At 37.4% G+C, this 25,498-nt stretch carries 23 protein-coding genes and 1 riboswitch; of the genes, 3 read left to right on the top strand and 20 right to left on the bottom strand.

Annotated features, from left to right (window positions below):
• Window positions 1–29: 29 nt before the first annotated feature.
• A complete protein-coding gene (locus AB3I34_RS02425; protein ID WP_002357617.1) occupies window positions 30–248 on the top strand; it encodes a ferredoxin in 219 nt (72 codons plus the stop codon).
• Window positions 249–270: 22 nt separating this feature from the next.
• On the opposite strand, the gene AB3I34_RS02420 is transcribed toward AB3I34_RS02425, so the two are convergent.
• The 8 genes from AB3I34_RS02420 to AB3I34_RS02385 all read right to left on the bottom strand — a co-directional run bounded on the left by AB3I34_RS02420 (window position 271) and on the right by AB3I34_RS02385 (window position 8,321).
• Window positions 271–1,602, bottom strand: coding sequence for a zinc ribbon domain-containing protein (locus tag AB3I34_RS02420; protein WP_025189376.1), 1,332 nt, complete (start codon window positions 1,600–1,602; stop codon window positions 271–273).
• A gap of 255 nt (window positions 1,603–1,857) precedes the next feature.
• Entirely contained in the window at window positions 1,858–2,523 is a 666-nt protein-coding gene (locus tag AB3I34_RS02415) for an ECF transporter S component (protein WP_002382314.1), read from the bottom strand.
• A gap of 71 nt (window positions 2,524–2,594) precedes the next feature.
• Window positions 2,595–2,714: riboswitch (FMN riboswitch) on the bottom strand.
• 152 nt (window positions 2,715–2,866) lie between these two features.
• A complete protein-coding gene (locus tag AB3I34_RS02410; protein ID WP_002357624.1) occupies window positions 2,867–3,583 on the bottom strand; it encodes a pseudouridine synthase in 717 nt (238 codons plus the stop codon).
• A gap of 3 nt (window positions 3,584–3,586) precedes the next feature.
• A complete protein-coding gene (gene scpB / locus AB3I34_RS02405; protein ID WP_002357625.1) occupies window positions 3,587–4,192 on the bottom strand; it encodes an SMC-Scp complex subunit ScpB in 606 nt (201 codons plus the stop codon).
• A complete protein-coding gene (locus tag AB3I34_RS02400) occupies window positions 4,189–4,983 on the bottom strand; it encodes a segregation/condensation protein A (RefSeq protein ID WP_002382313.1) in 795 nt (264 codons plus the stop codon). Before AB3I34_RS02400 ends, scpB begins: the two co-directional genes overlap by 4 nt.
• Window positions 4,984–5,047: 64 nt before the next feature.
• Window positions 5,048–5,938, bottom strand: coding sequence for a site-specific tyrosine recombinase XerD (xerD, locus tag AB3I34_RS02395; RefSeq protein WP_002360354.1), 891 nt, complete (start codon window positions 5,936–5,938; stop codon window positions 5,048–5,050).
• 167 nt (window positions 5,939–6,105) lie between these two features.
• A complete protein-coding gene (locus tag AB3I34_RS02390) occupies window positions 6,106–7,035 on the bottom strand; it encodes an alpha/beta hydrolase (RefSeq protein ID WP_010712446.1) in 930 nt (309 codons plus the stop codon).
• Between the two features lie 194 nt (window positions 7,036–7,229).
• Window positions 7,230–8,321 (bottom strand): DUF871 domain-containing protein, encoded by a 1,092-nt coding sequence (locus tag AB3I34_RS02385; RefSeq protein ID WP_002360357.1) that lies wholly within the window; start codon window positions 8,319–8,321, stop codon window positions 7,230–7,232.
• A 181-nt stretch (window positions 8,322–8,502) separates the two neighbouring features.
• Between AB3I34_RS02385 and AB3I34_RS02380 the strand changes: the two genes are divergently transcribed.
• Entirely contained in the window at window positions 8,503–9,252 is a 750-nt protein-coding gene (locus AB3I34_RS02380) for a peptidylprolyl isomerase (protein ID WP_010712445.1), read from the top strand.
• A gap of 44 nt (window positions 9,253–9,296) precedes the next feature.
• On the opposite strand, the gene AB3I34_RS02375 is transcribed toward AB3I34_RS02380, so the two are convergent.
• The 5 genes from AB3I34_RS02375 to obgE all read right to left on the bottom strand — a co-directional run bounded on the left by AB3I34_RS02375 (window position 9,297) and on the right by obgE (window position 13,661).
• Window positions 9,297–9,671: a YxeA family protein gene (locus AB3I34_RS02375; protein ID WP_002357632.1), complete on the bottom strand. Its 375-nt coding sequence runs from the start codon at window positions 9,669–9,671 to the stop codon at window positions 9,297–9,299.
• A gap of 142 nt (window positions 9,672–9,813) precedes the next feature.
• The gene (locus tag AB3I34_RS02370) at window positions 9,814–10,359 is read right to left on the bottom strand and encodes a TetR/AcrR family transcriptional regulator (protein ID WP_025189374.1); all 546 of its coding nucleotides are present in this window, start codon (window positions 10,357–10,359) and stop codon (window positions 9,814–9,816) included.
• Between the two features lie 219 nt (window positions 10,360–10,578).
• Window positions 10,579–11,877 (bottom strand): PTS sugar transporter subunit IIC, encoded by a 1,299-nt coding sequence (locus AB3I34_RS02365; protein ID WP_002363934.1) that lies wholly within the window; start codon window positions 11,875–11,877, stop codon window positions 10,579–10,581.
• Between the two features lie 26 nt (window positions 11,878–11,903).
• Window positions 11,904–12,206, bottom strand: a complete 303-nt coding sequence (locus tag AB3I34_RS02360) for a hypothetical protein (protein WP_002357636.1) — start codon at window positions 12,204–12,206, stop codon at window positions 11,904–11,906.
• Between the two features lie 138 nt (window positions 12,207–12,344).
• Window positions 12,345–13,661 (bottom strand): GTPase ObgE, encoded by a 1,317-nt coding sequence (obgE, locus tag AB3I34_RS02355; RefSeq protein ID WP_002384537.1) that lies wholly within the window; start codon window positions 13,659–13,661, stop codon window positions 12,345–12,347.
• Window positions 13,662–13,948: 287 nt separating this feature from the next.
• On the opposite strand from obgE, the gene gap reads away from it, so the two are divergent.
• Window positions 13,949–14,959 (top strand): type I glyceraldehyde-3-phosphate dehydrogenase, encoded by a 1,011-nt coding sequence (gene gap / locus AB3I34_RS02350; RefSeq protein ID WP_002357638.1) that lies wholly within the window; start codon window positions 13,949–13,951, stop codon window positions 14,957–14,959.
• A gap of 50 nt (window positions 14,960–15,009) precedes the next feature.
• Here the strand turns inward: gap and AB3I34_RS02345 are convergent, their stop codons facing one another.
• The 7 genes from AB3I34_RS02345 to AB3I34_RS02315 all read right to left on the bottom strand — a co-directional run bounded on the left by AB3I34_RS02345 (window position 15,010) and on the right by AB3I34_RS02315 (window position 25,244).
• On the bottom strand, window positions 15,010–15,459 hold the full coding sequence (locus tag AB3I34_RS02345) for a Fur family transcriptional regulator (RefSeq protein ID WP_002357640.1): 450 nt from the start codon (window positions 15,457–15,459) through the stop codon (window positions 15,010–15,012).
• 115 nt (window positions 15,460–15,574) lie between these two features.
• Window positions 15,575–16,456, bottom strand: coding sequence for a S1 RNA-binding domain-containing protein (locus tag AB3I34_RS02340; RefSeq protein ID WP_002377444.1), 882 nt, complete (start codon window positions 16,454–16,456; stop codon window positions 15,575–15,577).
• A gap of 73 nt (window positions 16,457–16,529) precedes the next feature.
• A complete protein-coding gene (locus AB3I34_RS02335) occupies window positions 16,530–18,593 on the bottom strand; it encodes a cell division site-positioning protein MapZ family protein (protein WP_010712443.1) in 2,064 nt (687 codons plus the stop codon).
• A gap of 151 nt (window positions 18,594–18,744) precedes the next feature.
• Window positions 18,745–19,851, bottom strand: coding sequence for an RNA polymerase sigma factor RpoD (gene rpoD / locus AB3I34_RS02330; RefSeq protein ID WP_002360364.1), 1,107 nt, complete (start codon window positions 19,849–19,851; stop codon window positions 18,745–18,747).
• A gap of 107 nt (window positions 19,852–19,958) precedes the next feature.
• Window positions 19,959–21,845, bottom strand: a complete 1,887-nt coding sequence (dnaG, locus tag AB3I34_RS02325) for a DNA primase (protein WP_010712442.1) — start codon at window positions 21,843–21,845, stop codon at window positions 19,959–19,961.
• A gap of 316 nt (window positions 21,846–22,161) precedes the next feature.
• Window positions 22,162–24,498 (bottom strand): cation-translocating P-type ATPase, encoded by a 2,337-nt coding sequence (locus tag AB3I34_RS02320; RefSeq protein WP_085444244.1) that lies wholly within the window; start codon window positions 24,496–24,498, stop codon window positions 22,162–22,164.
• Window positions 24,499–24,626: 128 nt separating this feature from the next.
• Entirely contained in the window at window positions 24,627–25,244 is a 618-nt protein-coding gene (locus AB3I34_RS02315; RefSeq protein ID WP_010712441.1) for a lysozyme family protein, read from the bottom strand.
• Between the last annotated feature and the right edge of the window lie 254 nt (window positions 25,245–25,498).

The following is a 25,498-nucleotide window of genomic DNA, read 5'->3' as shown; positions in this document are numbered from 1 at the left end:
CCTCTTTTAGATAGGATGTGTCACTGTTTATGCAATCACGTTTAGTTCCTGAAAAATGTATTGCTTGTGGACTTTGTCAAGTTTATGCGCCCAATATATTTGATTATGATGATCATGGAATTGTCCTTTTTAAAGACGAGCCGCATGCTCGACAACAATTTATTCCAGAAAACGAACGCGAGAATGTGTTAAAAGCGTACCGCAAATGTCCCACGCGTGCAATAGAAATAAGCAAAAATGAGTGCTAAATAATTTAGCACTCATTTTTGCTTAGAGTATTTTTTCGAGCCAAGCAAGTGTTTGCTCATCTATCGAAACAAACTGTAATTGTCCTTCTTTTAGCGGTTCTTTGACTAGATGAATTTGATCATTTAGGCCATTGATCCATTCATAACGAAGACCATTTTCTTTTGCTTTAGAATTTTTGGCTTCTAAATAATAATTGACATGGTAATTTTCTTTACCATCCAATTGTAGCGTATTAATGGTTACTTCAAAATCTGGTGAAACATCGGTCGATTTCTTTTCACGTAATCGTTCAAGTGCTTCTATAAAAGAAGGAAATTGAGGATTATTTTCCCCACCAACGAGATATTTTTTAGCAAATTCTGTACTATCCGTATGACTTTTCACTTGTTTGGCAAATGCTTGATAAAAGGTTTCTAGTGCTTTGCGGGCATCATAGTCGCTAGCTAACGGAAAATTCAATTGTAGCGTTGGATTATCGGAGAGCGCTTCGACAAAATCATTTTCACCAATCGTTTCTTTTGATGTTTGAATTTCTTCTCCATTAATCGTCTTTTTAAGTTGAATCGTCATCCCTTTGGACCAGAACAAAGGGCCAATCGTTTTGCTTCCATTCGTTAGCGTACCAACTTTCCGACCATTAATATAAATATCTGCGTCTGGCAGATTGCTTTCCACAACAAAATTCATTCGTTTAAAATCTAAAGGAATACTAGAAATATAATTTTCCTCTTCTAATAAACGATACTCTTCTGTGATAACAGGTTCGCCGGTGCTATCTTTCACTGTGGCTGTAAAAGTATATTGTCCTGGCGCTAAGGGGCCCAATTCCTTTTGATAAGTGGTTGAGTCGGAAGTGCCCACTTCCCGCCCGTTCATTGCCAGCGTCACACCGCGCTGATTCGTCGTTAACTGAACAGAAACAGGCGTTAAAATGAATTGATAACGGTGAAAGAAAAATGCTGTTTGACTTGTTTCACGAATAGTTAAACCATGTAGCTTTTTATCCTTTAATAGCGCTTTTTCTAATTTTTTTAGCTCAGTTGGATTTTTTTGATAATAAGTGATTAAAGGCTTAATGCTTTGCGGATTCACTTGAAATTCAGACTCGTTCGTCCTCATTTTTTTACTTAATTCTTGGGCATCACCATTCTCAATCGCTTCAATAAAATGAGAAATTTGTTGTTCCTTAGAAAAATAATGCGTCCCGAGAAAATAGCTACCCGCTCCAAGAACGATGAACACAAAAAGAAACACCCAGATCCAGCTTCTTTTTGATCTGAGAGGAGTAGATTCGTTCCCTTTATTCATTGATGGTTGTGCTTGGTTTTCCTCTTGATGCATTGATTCATTCATTAGCGGAGCGCCGCATTCTTCACAAAAGGACTCCGTATCACGATTCACGTGACGACAATTTTTACACTTTTTCACTCAGGAAAACTCCTCTTTCTTTGATGGTTTCTATCATACCAAGGGAAAGTTAAAATTACAATGCAGATGGTTTAGTATTTTTTAACAGAATGATGACAGATTATGACAACCTCTTTTCTTTTAGGCGTAAATTTTAAAAACCCACTGTCAAACATTGTTCAACAGCAGGTTTTTTATCATTTATTTTGTTAACGGTGTTTTTTTCTGAATAGTATGTTGTTTTTTTGATAGCCATGGCAATAACTTCGCATGTAGTACTAGAAAAACACCACTGACTAAGAGGCCTTTAATAAGGTTGAATGGCACAATACCAATCGCCACATAGCTTGCTAAAGATGTTCCTAAAAATTGTTGTGTGGTCACACCATATAATTGTAAGTAAATGGGTGTAATGACAAAATAATTCGCAATACTCATGAAAATTGTCAAGGCTAAGATCCCACTTACTAAGCCCACTATCCGATTTGTACGGATATTTTTCTTTTTACCAAAGAAATAAAAAATTGGCAAGGTGAAGATACTACTTGCTAAAAAGCTAGCGAAATCTCCCACCATATTTTGCGGTGCTAGTCCGGTTAAGAACAGGTGTAGCAACGAACGAACAAAAGCAGTAATTACTCCTGCTAACGGTCCGTACAAGAACATTCCGAGTAGAATCGGAATATCACTAAAATCGATTTTCAAAAAACTAAACGCCGGCATAATCGGAAATGCCACAAATTGTAATACTGTACCGATTGCAGCCAACATTGCAATGCTGACCATTTTTTGTACCTTGTTGTTCATCTGAAATCCTCCAATTAAGGACCCATCTTCAACGAACTTTTTGATTCGCTTCTTTGTCATACAAAAAAACCCTATTTTTCTGCAGGGAAAAATAGAGTAGGATTATCTGATGAAAAAGCGTCTCAAATAAGCCCTATCTTCTTTATCCAGACTATACTGTCGGTATTGGAATTACACCAATTCAATCGTTAAAAACGAGTCGTGGACTATAACCACCGGTCGGGAATTACACCCTGCCCCTGAAGACGAACCTTGTATTATATTTTTTTACTTACTTAGTGTAACCGATTTGAACAATGAATGCAACTAACTAAGCCTTTTTATTAAATTTCATTGATTGTTTCGTTTCTCAAAAAAAAACAATCCCTCCGCCATAAGCGCGAAGAGATCGAGTCATTTTATCTTATTTAGCTTGATTTAATAATTGACTGATTTCTTTTTTAGTTAAATCACGATATTGCCCTGGTCGCAGACCTTGTAAGGTTAATTCACCGTAACGTTCACGTTTTAATTTTTGAACAGGGAAACCAACAGCTTGAAACATTTTCTTCACTTGATGATTACGCCCTTCATGGATCGTTAATTCCACGACACTGCTACCTGTTTTAATATCCGCTGAAAGAATTTGAAAATTGGCTGGTGCTGTGCGTTTGCCATCAATGCGAATGCCTTTGGCTAATGGCAATAGATCCCGTTTAGTTGGTACACCTTTAATTTTTGCTACGTAGACTTTATCTACTTCATGTTTAGGATGGGTTAATTTTTGTGAAAAACTTCCATCATTCGTTAAAAGTAACAACCCAGAAGTATCATAATCCAGACGACCGACTGGATAAATTCGCTCAGTAACATCTGTAAAATAATCCGTTACTACTTTACGGCCTTTATCGTCAGACACCGCAGAAATAACCCCTCTTGGTTTATAGAATAAATAATAACCATATTCTTCTTGATAAATTGGTACACCATCAACCTCAACAGTATCTTGTTTACTTACTTGTGTTCCTAATTCTTTGACCACTTGGCCATTGACTTTTACGCGACCTTTGACAATTAATTCCTCTGCTTTGCGACGCGAAGTCACCCCAGCATGAGCAATTGCTTTTTGTAATCTTTCCATTGTTTAAGCTTCCTCGCCTTCTGTTGTTTCAGACATTGGGTTCGTTTCTTGATAACGATCAAAAAATAGATCCATTGGTAGTTCTTCTTCTAATTCATCTTCCATTTGTTGGATATCTGGTAATTCATCTAAACTTTTCAACCCAAAGTAATCCATAAAATACTTCGTTGTGCCATACAAAATTGCTCTACCAGGACCATCTACGCGGCCTTTTTCTTCTATCAACTGACGGGCAACTAACTTTTGGATAGAGCCAGAAGTCTGTACGCCACGAATTTCATCAATTTCAATACGCGAAATTGGTTGCTTATAAGCAATAATGGATAATGTTTCTAGCGCCGCTTGTGATAAGGCGTTCGACATAGGCGATTGCGCATATTTTTTTAGTAATGAGGCATATTTTTTCTTAGTTGTTAAGACAAAATGATTGCCGACTTCTAAAATATTCAACGCCGATTTATTGTCAGAAGCATAATGTTCTTTCAATTTCGTTAATTCTTCATAGGTTTTTGCTGTTGACTTCTCTAATAAGTACGCAAGCTCTTCCAAGCCAATTCCTTCTTCGCCAACCACAAATAAAATTGCTTCAATTTGACTAACTAATGTCACTGTGTTTCCTCCACCTCTGTTGTATCTTCCTGCTGGGTTTCTGTATTAAATAACAAAATTTCACTATAATTATTTTCTTGTTCAGCATAAATCGCGCCCGTTTTCATTAATTCTAAAAGAGCCATAAACGTTGTCACAATTTCTTGTTTGGAATAAGAATCGAAGAAAGAATCAAACGACACTGCCTTCCCTTTCTGTACTTGACGCATACGCTCTGAAATAGCGGAGATTTTTTCTTCGATGGAAACATCGTCACTGGCAACAGTTGTTTCAACAGGCTGGCGATTTTTTTTCTTTTCTAACATGGCATGAAAGGCTAGAAATAAATCAATTGTATTGATTTGATTAGGCGGTAGTGTTGTATCTTCCTCTTTATAATCATCCATATCCATTGGTTCTTTTGTATAATAGAGTTTACGTTCTTCTTCTTTTTCATGTAAAACAGTCGCTGCATATTTAAATTTCCGATACTCCAATAACTGAGCTACTAAAGCTTCCCGTGGGTCTTCCTCTTCAAAAAAATCTTCATCATCAATGATTTCAAGCTCTTGTTTTGGAAGCAACATCTGACTTTTAATAGCCATTAAGGTGGCAGCCATGACTAGATATTCTCCAGCGACTTCTAACTCTAAGGTTTGCATCGCATGAATATAAGACATGTATTGTTCAGTTACTGCTGTAATGGGAATGTCATAGATATCGATTTCTAATTTTTGAATTAAATGTAGTAGAAGATCCAGTGGTCCTTCAAAGACATCTAGTTTTAAATTAATTTCTTGCAAAAACGACACCTACTTTCTTTTCTCGACTTCCTAGTTTACCATAAATTTATTCGTTTGTGGGCATTCTCGCAAATTAAGCCCGAGGAAAATGTTCCTTATAAACATCTGCCATTCGTTGTTTGGTAATATGTGTATAAATTTGTGTCGTGGAGATATCTGCATGTCCTAATAATTCTTGCACGATTCTAAGGTCTGCGCCATTTTCCAACAAATGTGTCGCAAAGCTATGCCGTAATGTATGCGGCGTAATATTTTTCTCTATCTGGGCTTCTCGGACAATCTGTTTTAAATTTTTCCAAATGCCCTGTCTAGATAACGGTTCGCCATGATGATTAACGAACAGGTGTGTTTCATTCGGATGGTTTTTAATCAATTGAGGTCTGGCTTCGTTCATATAGCGCTCAATCCATTGAATCGCATAATCGCCTAAAGGGATAATTCGTTCTTTGTCCCCTTTTCCGATTGTTTGCAATAAACCAATGGATAAATGCAGATCCCCTAATTTTATTTCAATTAGTTCACTAACTCGCAGGCCCGTTGCATACATCACTTCTAAAATAGCACGATTCCGCATACCTAGTGGTTTACTTGTATCAGGCGTTTCAATTAATCGAGTCACTTCGTCAACAGATAATGTACTTGGCAATTTTTGAACTTTCTTGGGGGAGTCAATATGTTGCATCGGATTATGTTCGCTTAAGCGTTCTTGACGTAAAAATTGATGAAATCCTCTCAAACTAGAAATCATCCGAATCACACTTGCTGAAGCTTGCTGTTCTTCGTGAAGGGATTGCAAAAATTCTGTAATCATGTAACGGTCAACTTCGTCCCAAGAATGCAGGCCTTGTTCTTGTAAAAAGGCTACGTATTTTTTTAAATCTCGTTCGTAACTCCGTCGTGTGTTATTTGATAAGCCCCGCTCTATTTGTAAATAGTGTAAATAATCGACTAATTGTTCTTCCATTATCCTTCCCTCATTTCTAGTACTATCCTATCAGATTATGCCCTAGATTGCATGGGTAAATTCCAACTTATTAAAAAAATCAACTGACAACAAAAGACTTGTTCACTAAGTCGTTAACTTAAGAACAAGTCTTTTGTTGTTGCTACTATTAGTAAAGAATAAATTTGTTATTTTATATATTTATCTAGAAAAGCAGCTACTGTTTCCTTATATTTTTCTGGGTTTTTATTATAAGCTTTCGCATGCTCTGCTCCAGGCACGACATATTTCTCTTTAGGTCCTTGGGTTGCATTATAAACTTCGTCTAACATACTAAACGGCACAAACGTATCATTTTCACCATGAATAAAGAGCATTGGTAAATGATTCTTTTGTAATTGTTTAACAGCGCTTGCTTGCCCAAAGAAATAGCCAGCTCTAAGTTTCGTAATCCCGCTAGTAACATTAACTAATGGGAAACTTGGTAAATTGAAAAGCTCTTTCAATTGATATTGCAACTCCTGATTGACTGTAGAATAGCCACAATCTTCCACAATGGCTTTCACGTTATCTGGTAATTTTTCCCCGCTCGTCATCATGACTGTAGCAGCACCCATACTGACACCGTATAAAGTGATTTGTTCTTGCTGACCATTTTCGGTTAAAACTTTCTCAATCCATTGGACATAATCTTTACGATCGGGCCAGCCGAACCCAATATAATCTCCTTGACTTTTCCCGTGACCACGCGCATCTGGCGCTAACACATTGTAGCCCCAATCATGATACATTTTCGCAAAGACAGACATCGTTTCTGCCGAACCCATATAACCATGCGCCATAATAACGGTACGATTACTTTTTTTGTCGGCTGGTAAATAAATGGCCTTTAGACGTAGCCCATCTTCCGAAGTAATTGACCATTCTTGTCGATTTTTGTCATCTTTAAACCACGCGCCTTCAGGTGTCTGGACCACTTTTGACCCTGGGGTATTCTCATTTATAAAGTCTTTCTTTCCTGGAACTACTGCATAATTATAAAAATATAAGCCTGCCGCAATTAAACCAATTGCAATTACTACAATAAGCGCAATCAAAATTTTTAACCATCGATTCATCTACGTACTCCTTTTATTTAAACTGTATGATTCATTATAAGTTGTCGCCCTTTTTTTGACAACTACCATTCAAAGATTCAGCCATCTTTCTTTACCACTACAATGAGACAATTTTGTTGCGACAAAAAAAGCATAGCACAAAAATATTACCTCTTGCGCTATGCTCCACTTATCTATTTATAGGAAACTAAAAATTATTTATTTTCAATAAGTTTAAAACTTGACCATGGTTTCAAAAATTCTAATAAGAAACGTTCGTCATCAGAAATACGACCAACCACATTTACACGGCCATCATTTTTCATTTCTTTTAAAGCAATTTGTGTTTCCCCTTTGTATTGTCCATAGCCAACGTTGTCAATCAAGACATCGCCTCGAACAATATCTCTCGTTGTATGAGCTGGGAAAGGACGATCTTTATAGTAAACACGTGTCATTGTTGAACGCAAAACGTAATCAGAACGATCTCCACGATAACTGTGTAAGTTATCGAACAATGCAATTCTTTCATCTTCTGTGATTTCTGGTTCTGTATCCACTTTGATCGAAGGATACGGTGCATGAAAGGCTTCTGCCATTGCTGCTAATTCTGCTTCTGAGGCATAAGCATTTCCGACAGAAATATCATCGATTAATCCTGTTAAAACTAAATGCTTAACTTGCGTTGCAATTTCTAAATCGCGGTGGTCTTCCAAAGAACATAACCCATCTTGTGTCGGCCATGGCCCAAATGTAGCATCGTGTGAGTTCACAAACGCCATCGTATTTAAATTATATTTTCTAAATTTTTCTGAACAATAAACAAAATGCTCATAGCCTAAGCCTGTATAACGATGTGGATAGAAATTATGTGAGCCTAGTAAATTTTCTGTGTTTGGTGAGTAGGCCATAATATTATCTACATAACTTGTCCCTGAACTCATATTAATTTCAATTTTAATGCCATAAGGGTTTCTTGTCATATTCGCCTCTTCTTGCCCAGTAAAACCAAGATCTAAACGAATGCCGTAAGCGCCCATATCATGGAAAAATGATAAATCATCATAAGAGATGCCTAATTGTTCGAACAATGCAGGATTAATATCGACCATCACTTCCATACCTAATTGGTTGGCGTAATCTACGACTTTTTTAAACTCTGCTAATACCTTTTCCCGATCATCATTGATTTGCAATAAACTAGTAAAGACACGCTTAAAGCCGTATTTATGAGCCAAATCCAAATATGCTTTGTCCTTTTCAAATGTTGAACGTTCTGGATAAATTGAAATACCTAATTTTCCCATGTGATTGCCTCCTAAATTGTAAAACATAATAATGTATCTGCTTACATTGTAACAAAAAAAACAAAAGTGGTCTACACCTTTCCTATAGGAAATCTTATAAAAATTCCACTGGTTTGTTATCTTCTCTTTTGTTATGATAAAAAAGAACCTAATTGTCAGTGTGAAAGGAAGAGGAAAACAGATGAAACATAAGAAAATGCTTGCTGTTGCTTCAGTTGCAGCATTCACCTTGCTTTTAGCAGGCTGTAACACAACCAATAATAAAGGCACGACCGCAACGAGTGATTCTGTCGCTAAATCCAGCGAAAGTAAAACAAAGGATTCGGTCGACTTAAATTCACTAGATTTACCACAACTAGATGACAAAGTTACCGAAGATCAAGACTTAGTCCAAATGGTTACTTCAATGGGAAATATTGAAATCAAACTATTTCCTAAACAGGCTCCAAAAACTGTCGAGAACTTTATGAAACATGCCAAAGATGGCTATTATGATGGCTTGACTTTCCACCGTGTCATCAATAACTTTATGATCCAAGGTGGCGATCCTAGCGGTGATGGAACTGGCGGAAACAGCATCTGGAATAAACCATTTGAAGATGAATTTTCAAACCAGTTATATAACATTCGTGGCGCATTATCAATGGCGAATGCAGGACCTAATACTAACGGCAGTCAGTTCTTTATTGTCCAAAATACAGATGATCAATCTGATGGTCTTTTATATGATGATTATCCAAAAGCAATCATTGATGCTTACAAAAAAGGCGGCTATCCTTCTCTTGATAAAAAACATACTGTTTTCGGTCAAGTAACCAAAGGAATGGATATTGTCGATAAAATTGCCAAAGTCGAAGTTGGTGCCAACGATAAACCAAAAACCGATGTTAAAATTGAAAAAATCAATATTCTTCAAGAAGCAAAAAAATAACAAAAAGTCAGAACGTACGCTGAAGATACGTTCTGACTTTTTTGTTATTTTTGAATCGCTTGTAATGCCTTTTCTGGTACTTGGTCTTGATTGACCTCTTCATAGGTATTGATATGGGCCCCTTTATTTGAGACTTTTAGATAATGATCTGTTTTTAATTCATGGTCCGCTGTGAAAGTTATTTCTCGTGTTTTGCCTTCCTCATCTGCGGCTACTTGCGTATAACTAGCAATTCCATAGCCATTAACGCTATCGGCTTTCTTTGTTTTAACATACACATTTCCTTCTTTAACCAATGGATTTAATTGATCTAACACACCAGCTAATTCGCCAGAGTTCTTCTCTGCGTAAAACTTGGCCCCAAATAAACCACCACCAATAACAATTGCTGTCACCACTAAAAATTTAATAAATTTCATCACATAAATCCTCCCGAGTAATTATTCTCTGTTACTTCTTCCAAAGTATAGCAAGTTTTAAACAATCCTTCCTCGGGCGCAACGACCAGTTTTTTCTCAGACTTATGTCGTATTTTTGTTATTTTGAATAAATAACAAAACACTACTCTTCTATCAATAATTGACTTAATAATTGAATTTCTTGATTCTTAGTTAAGTCAATTGTTTTCATTGTAACCGCTGTGGCTAAACCTAAATAGCTTACCACCATTTTAGGAAATAATTCGACAAATTTTCCTTTGTCCATTTGTACATATTTTTTATCCAATAATAAACGCTCTTCAAAAAAAGTTTGAAGCATTTGCTGCAATTCTTCTTCATAACCATGTGCTTTCATAAATAACGCCGTATAGATTTTTTGATGTTTTTGGGCAAATAATATAAAGTTCAGACCCAATGCAATCACTGGGTCTGAGGTACCGACATCTGCTTTGTAAAATAATTGCATACGATGAAATAACGATTTAATTAAGGTTCGTTTTAAATCGTCCATGTTGACAAATTCTAAATAAATTGGCTGTGTAGAAATCCCCATAGCATCTGCAATATTTCTAGCAGTTAAATTAGAAAAACCTTTATCTACTAAAATTTTTTCAGCTACGTTTAAGATTTTTTCCTTTGTATATACCTTCGTTCTAACCATTTTCATACCCCTTTTCTCTTTTAGTTAACAATAACTTTATTATGTTCACACAAAAGAAAACCATTTTCATTATATATATAATATTTTACACTTTTTTATGCGTTTCTTTTCTCAAAATTTTCTATACATTTCAAAAAAATTGAGAATTTTCATCACCTATAAACAAATAGTGTCCAGAACAAAAGGTCATCACCTTTTGTTCTGGACACTAAACGGCTGCACTCTTTATTCTTCTATTTGTTTGCCTTGTTCTTTGGCAAGCTCATTTTTATCATAAGCCACAAAGAACGGATAGTAAATCAAGATGGCCACTAGAATTAAAACAATATTCAAAACAGCAGCACGCCAATCGCCACCTGTCGCCATAAAGGCGCCAATTGGCCCTGGTAAGGTCCAAGGAGCGGTAAAGACAACTTCACTTACTAAACCTAATTTTGTGGCAAACCAAGCAATCGTTGCTAAAACCATTGGTGCAAAGATAAAAGGAATCATTAAAATAGGATTTAAGACAATCGGTACACCGAAAATAACTGGCTCATTAATATTAAAAATAGACGGTGCTAAAATAGCTTTTCCTAGTTTTGAACCATATTCAGATTTTGCCCGGAAGGCTAATAATATAGCTAAACCAATTGTGGCTCCAGCACCACCAATCCAAATAAACCATTGGTAAAAAGGTTCTGCCGCAATCCGAGGTAATGCTTCGCCAGCTGCTTTAGCAGTCGTGTTTTCCTCTAATAATTGTAGCCATAGAGGACGCGCCAACGATCCTACGATTGAAGCGCCGTGAATCCCAAAGAACCAGAAAAATGTGGTTAAAAAGACTAACAACAAGACACTCAATAAAGAGTCCGCTGCTTGAACTAGTGGTCCTACTAAGTTCCCTACAAATGTGTGCCAATCAAAGCCTAAATAATAAGTGATTGAACCAATCAATAACATGACAATTAACGTCGGAGTCAACGATTCAAATGAACGAGCAACAGCAGGTGGAACGTTATCAGGCATTGTAATTTTGAACTTAGACTTATCTGTCACTCGATAGATTTCGACAGCAATAATTGACGTCACAATCCCGACAAACATCCCTGCACCACCCAAATTAGCCATTGGTAAAACAAACCCAGAAACGCCAGCTGCTTTACTGGCTTCTTCAGGAATCGCCACAGGTACTAATGTTAATAAAAAAGCAATCGTAGCCAAAATCCCTCCAGAGACTTGATCAAGATTATATGATTTCGCTAAACTAGCGCCAATGCCAAAAGTCGCATATAACGCCATAATGTACATTGTCATTCGGTAAGGCAGTAAAATTGTAGCAGCATTACTTGTTAAAAATTGAGTAATGCCCCAAGATTCTGGTAACGGCGGAAACGCAATAATTAGAAAAAAAGAACCGACAATAATTAAAGGTAATGTCGCAATAATCCCATCCCGCACCGCACGTAAATGGCGCTGATTGGCAATTTTAGCCATTGGTCCAGCTAGATGATTTTCAATCCAAACAGTCAGTTTATCTAACATAAATAACACTCTCCTCTGTTTTTCTCTTAAAAAATAACTCCTTTAATCAGCCATAAATAAGAGATAAGCTCTAATAAAATAAGAGAAATTAAAAACAACCAAATAAAACGCTTACAAAAACCTGTTTTCGTTTCAATAAAATAATGACTATACGCTAACGCAAAAGCAATCCCAACAGGCAAAAAAATCATGGCACCAATATTAAACGGCAGATTGAAAGTCCATAATAAAACACTCGGCAACAGGACACCACATAAGAGCCCCATACTAAAAAGAAAACCGGCACTTTTAACTGAAAACTTAGGAACCATTGCTTGATTGTTTTCCATTTCAATTTCGCTCCTTTCGTTTGTTATTTTGTTACATTTAAAATTATAAGCTATTAAAAATATTATTTCAATCTATTCGCTGATTTAATACTAATTTTAAAATAAAAAACCAGTTCACTCAGTGAACTGGTTTTATGCTTATTCGACAAATTCAAATTCAAAATTACCAATCCGAACAATGTCGCCATCTTTCGCACCACGTGCTCGTAATGCCTCATCGACACCCATACCACGTAATTGACGTGCAAAACGCATTACTGTTTCATCATGATCGAAATTCGTCATTTCAAATAATTTTTCTAATTTTTCACCAGATAAAACCCATGAAGCATCTGGTTCACGATCAATCGTAAATTCTGGACCTTCTGGTTGGAAGCCATAACGAACGGTTTCTTCCTCTACTACTTCATCTTCATATAATGGGAATTCAGGCGTTACTTCCAACAAGTCAGCTGTTGCATTTAATAAAGGTTCAATACCTTTACGAGTAACCCCAGAGATTGGGAAAATAGGTAGCTCATCGGCGTACTCATCGGTGCGTTCCTTCGCAAGTTGCTCTTTAAATTTCGCTAAATTCTCTTCTGCTTCAGGCATGTCCATTTTATTGGCAACAATAATTTGAGGTCGCTCCATCAAACGTAAATTGTGTGAAGCCAATTCTTTATTGATTGCCAAATAATCTTCATAAGGATCGCGTCCTTCCATGCCACTCATATCAATGACATGTAAAATAACACGCGTCCGTTCAATGTGGCGTAAGAACTGTGTTCCTAAGCCGACACCTTGAGAAGCTCCTTCAATTAAGCCTGGCAAATCTGCTGCAGCGAAGCTTCGACCGTCACTAGTAGTCACCATCCCTAAGTTTGGAACTAACGTCGTAAAATGATAGGCACCAATTTTCGGACGAGCGGACGAGATAACAGAGAGTAACGTTGATTTCCCTACAGAAGGAAACCCAACTAAACCAACATCTGCTAAGACTTTTAATTCTAATTCGATTTTACGTTCTTGACCCGGTTCGCCGTTTTCGGCAATTTCTGGTGCAGGGTTTCTCGGGGAAGCAAAGCGAATATTCCCGCGACCACCGCGTCCGCCTTTTGCTACTACTAAGGTCTGACCATTCTCAATTAAATCCCCAATTAAAGCTCCAGTTTCTGCATCACGAACTGTTGTACCTGGTGGAACTTTGACAAGTAAATCTTCTGACCCACGACCGTGCATTCCTTTACTCATACCATTTTCTCCAGGTGTCGCCTTAAAATGACGATTAAACCGGAAATCCATTAATGTGCGTAATCCTTCTTCAACAACTAAAACAACGTCGCCACCGCGACCGCCATCACCACCAGCGGGACCCCCGTCTGGTACATATTTTTCTCTACGGAAAGCAACCATTCCGTCGCCGCCTTTACCAGCTTTGACATCAATCGTCACTTGATCTAAAAACATGGACATATAATTTGTCCTCCTATTCTACTTCTACTATCTTTAATCACCTCAAAAAGCGTGATTCGAAAGTCTTTATTATTGTATCGGGAAAACAACCGTTTGTCTAGCAATTCTAGTTAGTTATCGTTGGAAAAAGCAAAATTTCTCATGAATCTTTCGCTTTCTTTTTGTCGCTTCGCTATCAGTCTTTTGACAAAAAAATTTTAGAGGTTCATACTATAGATAGTTGAAGAAAATCACTTTTTCAGCAAGGGTCCAAAGAAACACAAACATCTAAAGGAGGAATTTTTGTTATGACAGTCAAAGTAGGAATTAACGGTTTTGGAAGAATTGGTCGTTTAGCCTTTCGCCGAATAAAAGAAGTTTCTGATGATATTGAAGTTGTGGCTATCAATGATTTGACTAGCCCAACAATGTTGGCTCACTTATTACAATTTGACTCTACGCATGGCACCTATCCTGGCACCGTGACAGCCACTGAAAATGGCATTGTTGTGGACGGCGAAGAAACCCGTGTCTACGCAGAACCAGATGCAAGTAAAATCCCTTGGGTTAAAGAAAACGGAGTAGACATTGTCCTTGAATGTACAGGTTTTTATACCTCTGAAGAAAAAGCACAAGCTCATTTAGATGCAGGTGTGAAACGTGTGGTTATCTCTGCTCCTGCAGGCGCAATGAAAACAATCGTTTATAACGTCAATGATGATACACTTGATGCCAACGATAAAATCATTTCTGCCGGTTCATGTACGACAAACTGTCTAGCACCGATGGCTTACTTCTTAAATAATGAATTCGGTATTGAAGTTGGTACCATGACAACTGTCCATGCCTACACATCAACACAAATGCTATTAGATGGCCCTGTTCGTGGCGGAAATCTTCGTGCGGCACGCTCTGCTGCAGACAATACTATTCCCCATTCAACTGGTGCTGCTAAAGCAATTGGCTTAGTTATTCCAGAACTTAATGGAAAATTACAAGGCCATGCCCAACGTGTTCCCGTTGTGGATGGATCCTTAACAGAATTAGTTAGCATTTTAAAAACAAAAGTAACAGCTGATCAAGTAAATGAAGCAATGAAAAAACACACCATCGATAACCCTTCTTTCGGTTATGATGATCGTGAAATTGTTTCTGGAGACATAATCGGCACGACAGAAGGTTCGATTTTTGACCCAACGCAAACAGAAGTAACGACAGCTGGCGATTTCCAATTAGTGAAAACTGTGGCTTGGTATGACAATGAATATGGTTTTACTTGCCAAATGATTCGCTTATTGGAAAAATTCGCTAATTTATAATGCCAATGAATAAAAAACTGCCTTGCATAAATTAATGCAAGGCAGTTTTTTTAATGTTTACTTTGACAACTTTGACAAATACCATGAAAAGTTAGGCGATGATCTTTGACTAAAAAATGATACCGACTTTCAACAATTTGCTCTACTTCACCAAGCAAGTCTTCTTCCACTTCCTCAATTGTGCCACATTCTAAGCATAACAAATGGTGGTGAAAGTGTTTGGCGCCTTCTTTTCTTAAATCATAGCGAGCTAAACCATCGTTAAAGCTCACTTTATCAACGACTTTTAAGTCTGTTAAAATTTCTAGCGTTCGATAGACTGTTGCTAGACCAATTTCCGGACTTTTTTGTTTTACCAAGAAGTAAATTTCTTCTGCTGATAAATGATCTTTTTCATTTTCCAATAATACAAGTACGGTTGCTTCCCGTTGTGGTGTTAATTTAAAGCCTGATTCATGTAATTGTTTTTTTGTCTTTTTTAAAGCAGCAGTCGAATCCATTATTACAGCTCCTTGTTTAGAATGATTACAAATTAAGAAACTTAATTTATCAATCAAATTAAAATAATTATAAAAGAAATAACTGTAATTTGCAAGATATTCTCAATTAGCTACCTTAATTTTTATCTTTTGATTGTTCCAACGAGCCAATTAGAATTGTTTTACCATCTTCTTGTTTAATTAATTTTTGTTTCATTAAATGACCTAAAGCGCGTTTAAATTGAGCTTTACTAATGCCAAAGGTTTGTTTAATTTCATCAGGGCTTGATTTATCGGTGAAAGGAATTTGGTGATCGTTTGCTCTTTCTAAGAAAGTTAGAATCATTAATGCATCATCGCTGATTACTTCATGACTTCTTGGTTTTAATGAAAGATTCAATACGCCGTCCGGCCGCACGCCAATCACACGTCCCACTACTTTTTCACCTAAACGTGGTTCCTGGAATCGTTCAGAAGGATGGATAAATCCAATGTATAAATCATCAGTTAAAATATACGTTCCTGCAAGTTTCAGACGATACACATGCCCAGTTAAGTTTTGGTTTTGCATTTCAGCATTCCCGCGTTTTGCCATGGCTTTAAAGACTTTTTCATCTGCTAATTCGCCCCAAATGCGGTCTTTACTGTCCACTTTTAAAGTAACCATTACTCGGTCTTCTTTTTTAGGCCAAAGTTCCCGCATGGTTGGTAATTCATCCAACGAAATAACAACATCTTTATCTGGTAAGCCAACATCCACAAAAACACCTAAATCACGTCTCGTTCCTGTGACAGTACCAAAGCCATAGCTACCAATGCGCACAGTAGGAATTGTAGTTGTCAGTGCTGGCTCTTGTTTTTGATTTAAATAACCAAACCCTTCTACAGCCTCCCCTATGGCATGCGTACCTTCTTCTTTTTTTAAACGGAATGTGATGCCATTTTTTTGAACAAAATAAAATTGTTCATTTTCATCGACCACAATGCCGGTAAATGTTGTTGCTAGTAATTCTCTCATTTATCATTAACTCCTCAAGGAAAATCAATCGAACAAAAGATTTCCGCTTTTGTTCGATTGTTTCTATTTTCTTTTATTGCCCTGCATTACGAGAAGCGTTCCCTTTGAACCAACCTGTTTTAGCATTGATTGTAACTAAATACATGTGAACATTTTTCTCTGTAGTGCCTTCTAATAATTTTGATTGATTGTTTGTTGCATAAAGATTGTAGTAACCTTCGCCATTCACAATTTTGGCAGGTTCTAAAGAATATCCGCCAGGAACCACATAGCCACGAGCAATCACTGTGTCTAAGACTTTTTCTTTCACACCTGGTGCCCATGTCCACGCTGGATTGCTACTATCAGCGATATCGGCAGGATCTGGTGCATAAAGCGGACTAGTGTAAACCCCGTCACTATTCGGTGCCGTGTAGCCATTCGCTTCAGTTTTTGCTGTTTCTTCCTTCTTAGCATTCTCTTTTTTCGCAGCAGCAGCTTGTTTCGCTTGTTCTTCTGCTTGTTTTGCTTGCTCTGCGGCAGCTTGTTCTTCTGCAATTCTTTTCTGTTCTTCTTCAACCTTGGTTAACGCTTGGTCAGCTGTCGTGACTTGTTTGACCAATTCTTTTTTCAGCTTATCACTTGTTACTTTATCTACTTCTGCCTTAGCAGCTTGATACGTGTCTCGATTCAGCTGATTGGTAGTTTTTCCATCTTTATAAATGACCTCAACCGCTTTTTTAGCTTTTTGTAATTGGTTGTATTGTTGGTTCGCTTGATCGATTGCTTGGTTCATCAATTGTTCAAATGGATCATTTCCTGTTAATTTCTTTACGGAAATTGGTTGATCAGCAGCTAGAATCGCCGGTTTCAACTCATTGCCATTGACAATCGGCGCCTCAAATAATTGGTTGATTTGTTGAATGGTTTGTTGCTTCTCTTTCAATGTTTGAATTTGTTTATTTAATTGAGAATACTCTTCTGAATCTTTAATTTCCGCGACTTGTTTTGAGAGTTTTTCTGGACTAACAGTCACCATATCGGGTTTAATAAAAACTTGCTCCTTCGTGGTATAAAAGGCTGCTAGTTCATCTTTCAGCGTATCTGTTTTCTTGGTTAGTGCCGCCGCCTCTTGCGCGGCAGCTTTTTGCGTTTGATCATGATACGCCCAAGCACTACCTCCAGCTAATAAAACAACCGCAAGCGCAACGAAAGCCACTTTTTTTGATGGTTTCTTCGGAGCAGGCGCTGGTTGAGCATTCCCAGTTTCATTCATCGGTGGTATCACACCTGAATCTGAAACTTTTTCCTCGGTTGTATCAGCGTCGCTCGGTGCCTCTAGCGACGCTGCACTTGTTAACCCTTCTTCAGAATCTGAAATGGATTCAGTTGGTGTTTCGGCTTGGGTTAATACTGCCTCACCGCTGGTTTCTAACTCTTGGGTCTCTGCTGTTTCTTCTGATGGATTTTCAGACATTTCTGTATCTGCTCGATGCGCTTGAATATAAGCTTGCAAAGTTTCGTTTGGTGTTACATCTTGATCTTCTATCGGTGGTTGTGAAAAAATTTCTTCTTCAGAAGCAGTAGAGATAACTTCAGTTCCTGAAATCTCTGTTAAAGCTTCCTCTTCTGACTTCACCGTCTCAGATACCTCAGCTGTTTCTGCTTCAACAGTAGTTGTTTCTTCCGTTGTTTCTTCTAAATTAACTGCTTCGTCCGTTGCTAGTTCTTCTTCTGTTGAATGAGTAGGCGTCTCTTCTGTCGCTGGTGTCGACTCCTCCACCAAATCATGAGTCTCCTCACTAGCCCCTTCTTGAAGCGATGTTTCTAGACCAGAAACATCCTCTGAATCAGAGACTATTAAGTTATCTTCTGTTGACTCTTCTTTTTTGTCATCATTACTTTCTTCTTCTGGTGATTCGCCAAACAGTTCCATCACATGGCCTAAGCTCATATCTTTTAACTCAGACCACTCAATATTTTCATTTAATTGATCTTCGTGTTGTTCATTTTCCTGTGTTTCAAAATCTATATTTGTTGAAGTCGTTTCCGCTTCTTCTTTATCAACTGTTGTGTCAGTTAGTGAATAGCCACATGTTGGGCAGGTCGTTAATTCTGCATCGAATTCGTTCCCGCACTTCGGACATTTCTTTGTCATTCTTCCGCCTCACATTCTGCTAATATTCCATTACTTCTAATTTACCACAACTTGCGCCTTCTTCCAATAACTAGCAATGACATTTAGAGACTTTTTAAAAAACAAAAGCGGCTCTTCTCGCATGCACGAAAAGAGCCGCTAAACGGTATGTTTATTCTAAAAAGTCTTTTAATTGTTTTGAACGAGAAGGATGTCTTAGTTTTCTTAACGCTTTTGCTTCAATTTGACGAATACGTTCGCGAGTGACACCGAAAACTTTTCCGACTTCTTCTAGCGTACGTGTCCGACCATCATCTAAACCAAAACGTAAACGTAAAACATTTTCCTCACGGTCTGTTAAAGTATCCAGAACATCTTCTAGTTGTTCTTTTAACAATTCGTAAGCTGCATGTTCAGCAGGACTGGTAGCATCTTGGTCTTCAATGAAATCACCTAAATGTGAATCATCTTCTTCACCAATTGGTGTTTCTAAAGAGACTGGCTCTTGTGCGATTTTTAGGATTTCACGAACTTTTTCTGTTGGTAAATCCATTTCCGCACCAATTTCTTCTGGCGTTGGTTCTCTACCTAAATCTTGCAATAGTTGGCGTTGAATCCGAATCAATTTATTGATTGTTTCAACCATGTGAACAGGAATTCGAATCGTTCTAGCTTGGTCCGCAATTGCCCGCGTAATCGCTTGACGAATCCACCAAGTAGCATACGTAGAGAATTTGAACCCTTTACGGTAGTCAAATTTTTCAACAGCTTTCATTAAGCCCATATTACCTTCTTGAATTAAATCCAAGAATTGCATACCACGACCTACATATCGTTTAGCAATTGAAACAACCAAACGTAAGTTAGCTTCTGCTAAACGTTGTTTTGCTTCTTGATCGCCTTCTTCAATTTTAAGTGCCAATTCAACTTCTTCTGCGGCAGTTAACAATTGAACGCGCCCAATTTCTTTTAGGTACATACGCACGGGATCATTAATTTTAACACCTGTTGGCGCAGATAAGTCTTCTGCTTGGGCCTTTTCCGCTTCTTTTTCATCTTTTTTCAAGCTATGTTCACTTGGGTCTCCATTTTCATCGACCACGCTGATACCAGCATCTTCAACTTTTTGGATCAATTTTTCCATAGCTTCTGCATCCAAAGTATACGGTGTGGCTAATTGATTCGCTAAATCATCATAAACCACTGTTCCTTTAGGCTTGTTTTCTTTGATAAATGCTGCCACTGCAGCTTCATATTTTTTACTTGTTTCTTTTTCCATGAAAGAAGGCCCCCTTCATTTTTCGGTTCACGCTTGAAATAACTGATAAATCACTGGGACTTATCAAAATAAAATGAACAAAACGCTTAGTTCTATTCATTTATTGCTTAAGTAAATGTTCGTTGAGCTTTAAGCTGTCGAGCCAATTGGATAATCTCCATTGTTAATTCGGCTTCAAGCTGTTGGTTGCCCACTCGTTTTGCTTCTTGCTGTTGAATCTTTTTCTGCTCAATTGCCTCTGCAATACTTGATAAGGCAATTACATGTAATAAATCGGCAACTTCTCGCTCAGAGCTTTCTTCCGATAAATTCTGATACGCAATTTCAATTGCTAATTGTTTGGTTTGATTATCTTGCAAGAAATTAATAAAATCGGCAATGTCAAAACTTTGATGCAGTGTCGCATAACTTTCTAGCAAGAAATATAATTCTTGGTATTCATCATGAGCGAACGAAAAATCTGGCAATTGTTGAATGGTTTGCCGTACTCCTTGTTCATTCATTAAACGAAATAATAAAGAACGTTCTGCTTTTTGAACTTGGGTTAACGGTAACTTGTTCTGGACGTGATTCTCTTCAAAAACAGGTTCTTCCATTGGTGGTGGCATCATTTCATCTTGATAAAATTGTTGCCTTTCTTGCCGTTGGACTGAACGTTGCTCTTGCTTCAATTGATTGAATTGTTCTTCTAAACTATGAACAGAAAGTTGAAATTCCTGAGCAATTTGGTTTAAATAACGATCACGTTCCAAGGGAGATTGAACATTGGTTAACTCCCGTAACAATTCGTTCACATAATCCAATTGTTCTTTTTCGTTATTCATGTTTCTAGTTAACCGATGATAATTCATTTTAAAACTAAAAACTGTTTCTCGGCCATGATTGGCTAAATTTTGAAAAGCTTCTGCGCCATATTTCCGCACATATTCATCAGGATCCAGCTTTTCAGGGATGCTGACAATACTCAAGTCAAAATGACTGTTTTCTTGCAATAATTGAATCGCACGGTTTGTGGCTTGAACACCGGCATTATCGCCATCGTAACAAATAACTACTTCCTTAGCGACCCGTTCCAAACGCCGAATTTGTTCATTGGTCAAACTAGTCCCCATTGAAGCCACCCCGCTTTTTACGCCTGATTGCCAAGCAGCGATAACATCCATGAATCCTTCAAAAAGCAAGACTGTATTTTCTTTACGAATTTCTTTTCTGGCTTTATCAAAGTTAAACAGCGTTTCTCGCTTATTAAAAAGTGTTGTTTCAGGACTATTCAAGTATTTAGGCATCTCATCCCCTGGAAAATCAGCTGTTTTTAACAAGCGACCAGAAAAGGCGATGACATTGCCTTGGGGATCATTAATTGGAAACATGATTCGTTGATAGAAACGATCCAAAAACGTACCGTTATCTCTTTGGACAAACAGCCCCGAAGGCTCAAAAAGCGCTTCATCCAGTTGTTCATTTTTAAAAACTTGACTTAAGAAATCACGTTTTTGCGGCGCAAATCCAATTTGAAAGGTCTCAATTAGTTCTTGTGTTAACCCCCGCTCTAATAAATAGTTTAATGCGGGTTCGCCAATTTTAGTATTCACTAAAATATGATGGTAAAGTTCTGCGGCTTTACTATGCAGTTGTAACAAACTCCGTCTTTGTTGGTTTTCTGGGGTATCCGCTACTTCACGCGGCTCTGACCAATCAAAGTCCACAGATAAATGTTCCAAATCTGCAACACGTTTCACGGATTCTGGAAAACTAATGCCTTCAATTTCTTGCAAGAAATTAAAAACAGTTCCACCTTTCCCGCAGCCAAAACAGTGAAAAATTTGTTTGTCTTCTGCTACTGAAAATGAAGGGGAACGTTCTTCGTGAAACGGACATAAACCCATATAATTTTTACCGGATTTTTTTAACTGGACATACTGCCCAATAATATCTACTATATTCGTTCGGTGACGAACTTCCTCAATGACTTCCTGAGGAATGCGTTGTGCCATTGTCCTCACCTCCTAAGAATAGCATTGTGCTAACTCATGTGATTGACCGTTTAAAAAACGCACTGTCATTTCAGTGCGAATTCCAATGGACACATTTACACATGATTTATTGTATCACATAATCTCTGTTTTTCAAGTATCTTGTTTCAACTCAACAAAAAAAGAAAGTATCTAGGACAAAAGTCATCCTGACTCCTGCCCCAGACACTAACTCTTAAAATAATCAGTTAAACATCAAGCTTGCTCCGACTTCCTTCAAGATTTAAAGAAGAACTGCATTTCTGGAGACGAATACTTTTAGCTCAACCTCTGTTTTTTATAAATCTTTAATTGTTTTTCCAGCACGTTTCATTTGTACGAAACCAATTGCTACACGCACCACAATATTAATGGCCATCATAATAAAGAAGAGACCCATTGTTTGCGAAGTTAAGAAACCAATTTCTAAAATGTTGTGGAATAACATAGCTGCTACATAAATACCAATAATGGTACTGAAAACCAAGAAAATGCGTAATGGATTTAAAGGCAGACATGCTCGAACAACAGCCATACAACTAATTCCAACTAATAAATAATACATTAACGTCGTGGTGTCTAAAGAAGAAAATCCTTGATTTTGTCCAATCAGATAAACAGCAATGATATTCGCTACAACTAAAAGCGCATTAACAGACGCATTTTTCAAAGCCGTTGGTAAAAACTTCCCGACAACTTTTCGTTTGTCCCCTTCGAAAGATAAGAAGAAGGCTGGATACCCTTCAATTGCTAAATCAATCAAGGTCACTTGAATCGGAATGAACGGGAACGCAATGGCCGTTAAGGCACAAATGATTGAGAGAATAAACGAATAAATCGTTTTAATGAAGAAAACGCTGGAAACTCGGGTTACATTATTTACCACACGTCGTCCTTCAAACAAGACATCTGGTAACGTTGTAAAATCAGAATCTAGCAAAACTAGATTAGAAATTTGCCGAGTAGCGCCATCTCCTTCTGCCATGGCGATACTACAATCCGCTTCTCGCAACGCTAAAACATCGTTAACGCCATCGCCGGTCATCGCCACCACATGCTCTGTGTCTTTCAACTCACGCACAATGGTTCGTTTTTGCTGAGGCGATACACGTCCGAACACTGTGTATTGCTGAACTGCTTCACGCACTTCTGCTTCTGTCGTTTTGGTCGACAAATCAATATAAGACTCATAACCGGGTAGCCCAGCACGACGAGCAATATTTGAAACAGTTACCGGATTATCACCAGAAATTACTTTTAAGTCGATTCCTTCTTCTTTTAGATAAGCCAGTGTTTCTTTGGCATTTTGGCGAATTGGATCGTCAATTTCTAGAATTGCTAATGGCTCTAAATAAGGCATTTTGGTTTCGTTTAACGGTTGTTGTTCCGCAATGGCTAACATCAAGACGCGATACCCATTCTCTTGTGCTGTAAAAACAGCTTCTGGCAACCGACTATCGTCTACCAAACGCTCAGGAGCCCCTAAATAAACTGTCCCAATTTCTGGAAATTCAATAGCCCCCCATTTTCGTTCAGAAGAAAAAGCCAAGACTTCTTTTGCGCCAAATCGATTGGATACTTCATAATGATCACGAATTGCTTGCATTGTAATATTATTATCCGTACTTTCAGATAGGTAGCTTCCGATAATCTGCGGGAAAAGTTCTTCATATTTGTCATGCAAGATAATCGCCTTTTGCACTTTCATTTTACCTTCTGTAATCGTTCCAGTTTTATCTAAACACAAAGTGTCCACATGGGCCAATGTTTCAATTGAGTACATATCTTGTACTAGAATACGTTTTTTGGCTAACTTAATGACACCTGTTGTCAGCGCAATACTAATTAATAGTACTAATCCTTTTGGTAACATCCCTAACAAAGCTGCTGCAGAAGCAACAACAGATGTTTTGATACCAGCATCTCTTAACCAAAAAGCTTCAACAAATAAAATAATCCCTAGAGGAATAATCACCCAACTTGTAAATTTAGAGACTTTACGAATCGAATTAACTAACTCTGATTGAATTGGTTTATGCATTTTGGCTTCTTGGGTGATTTTCACAGCATAGTTTTCGGCACCAACGTGGATAACACGGGCATAGGCTTGTCCGCTAACAATGAAACTTCCAGAAAGCAAGGTATCGCCGATTTCCTTTTCAATTAAATCTGATTCACCTGTTAACAACGCTTCGTTCGCTTCTACTTTACCGTCAATAACTTCCATATCAGAAGGAACTTGTTCCCCTGCAGAGATAATAACAATATCTTCCATAACTAGTTCTTTTGTATCAATTTCTTGTTGTACGCCATTTCGAACAACATGAACATTTTCTTTTGCCACAATAGATAATTTTTGAACTAAATTACGGGCATGAATTTCTTGGAAAATCCCGATTGACATGTTCACAATAATAATCGCTAAGAAAGCCAGATTGGAATACGCTCCGACAAATAGTAAACAAACAGCGATTGCAAAGTTTAAAAAGTTGAATAACGTCATGACGTTATCAAAAATAATATCTTTTGTAGATTTTGCTACATTTTCCTCATAATTATTTTGAAGGCCTAACTCTTTCTGCTTGGCAACTTCTTCTGTACTTAACCCTTTTTTCAGGTCGACTTTATTCAACATCCAGCTCTTTCCCTACCTTTTCAATTAATCAGTTACATCCCTTCTAGTTTACTTGCATTTTCATGAAACTGCAAGAAAAGCCTAAAAAATTCCTGTAAGTTGAAAGAATTCTTTAGACTTTTCTCGTTTTAATTTAACTTTTCAATAAACCAACGATTCATTTTGACAATTTCCGCATAGAACATATTGCCACCATTTTGATAAAGGTAACCACCATTGTAAACTAACGCTTGCCAACGATAATAACGATATTTCGTATTTTGGTCATTCCCTAGCAACGGTGAAAGGACTTCTCTTGAATATTCTTCTGCTAACTCTGTCGTGTGTTTCCCGCCGCGTTCTTTAACAAACTGAATATAATCCAGTCCATAATTATATGCTTGTACGCCTGTCCATTCATCACAGCCAGCTTCTTTTGCTTTCGTTAACGCTTCCGCGAGAAATTTGACGCCATGTGCGATACTTTCCTCTGGTGTTTCAATCACTTCTTGTTGTCCATAAACACTTTCACTGCTCTGCATAATATCGCCAGATTTCCCTTTAGATTCTGTATAGATAATCGCTAAAGCTAATGTTTTGTATTCAGGTATTTTATTTTTTTTGACTTCTGCTTCTACTTGTTTTTCAAAGGTCATTACCGTTTCAACATTTTGATGTATTTTATAGCCAAGATAGCCAAGACCAGCAACTAAACCAACAAACAAAAGTAGCATGATTTTATAAATTATTTTTCTTACTCTACGCATCGAATCATCCAAACTTTTTCTTTTAAGATACGTTCTATGTTACTTGAAATAACTGAAAAAAGCGAAGTTTTTGTTACTTCTTTAGTTTTATTTAATAAAAGTAACTTTTTTGTGAACAAACCGTAACTTCGCAAGATTGAACGTTTTCACCTAGAATAGAATAACAAGTAATTTTGTTCTATTGACGCTTATTTATTGCATCAAAAAAAGCCCAGATAAGAATGAACAAAATTCTTTTCTAGGCTTGACTTTAT

This window comes from Enterococcus sp. C102(2024), assembly GCF_040888205.1.
Classification (GTDB): Bacteria; Bacillota; Bacilli; order Lactobacillales; family Enterococcaceae; genus Enterococcus; species Enterococcus faecalis.
Note: the sequence above shows the minus strand (reverse complement) of the source record. Positions and strands in the feature narration are given on the sequence as shown.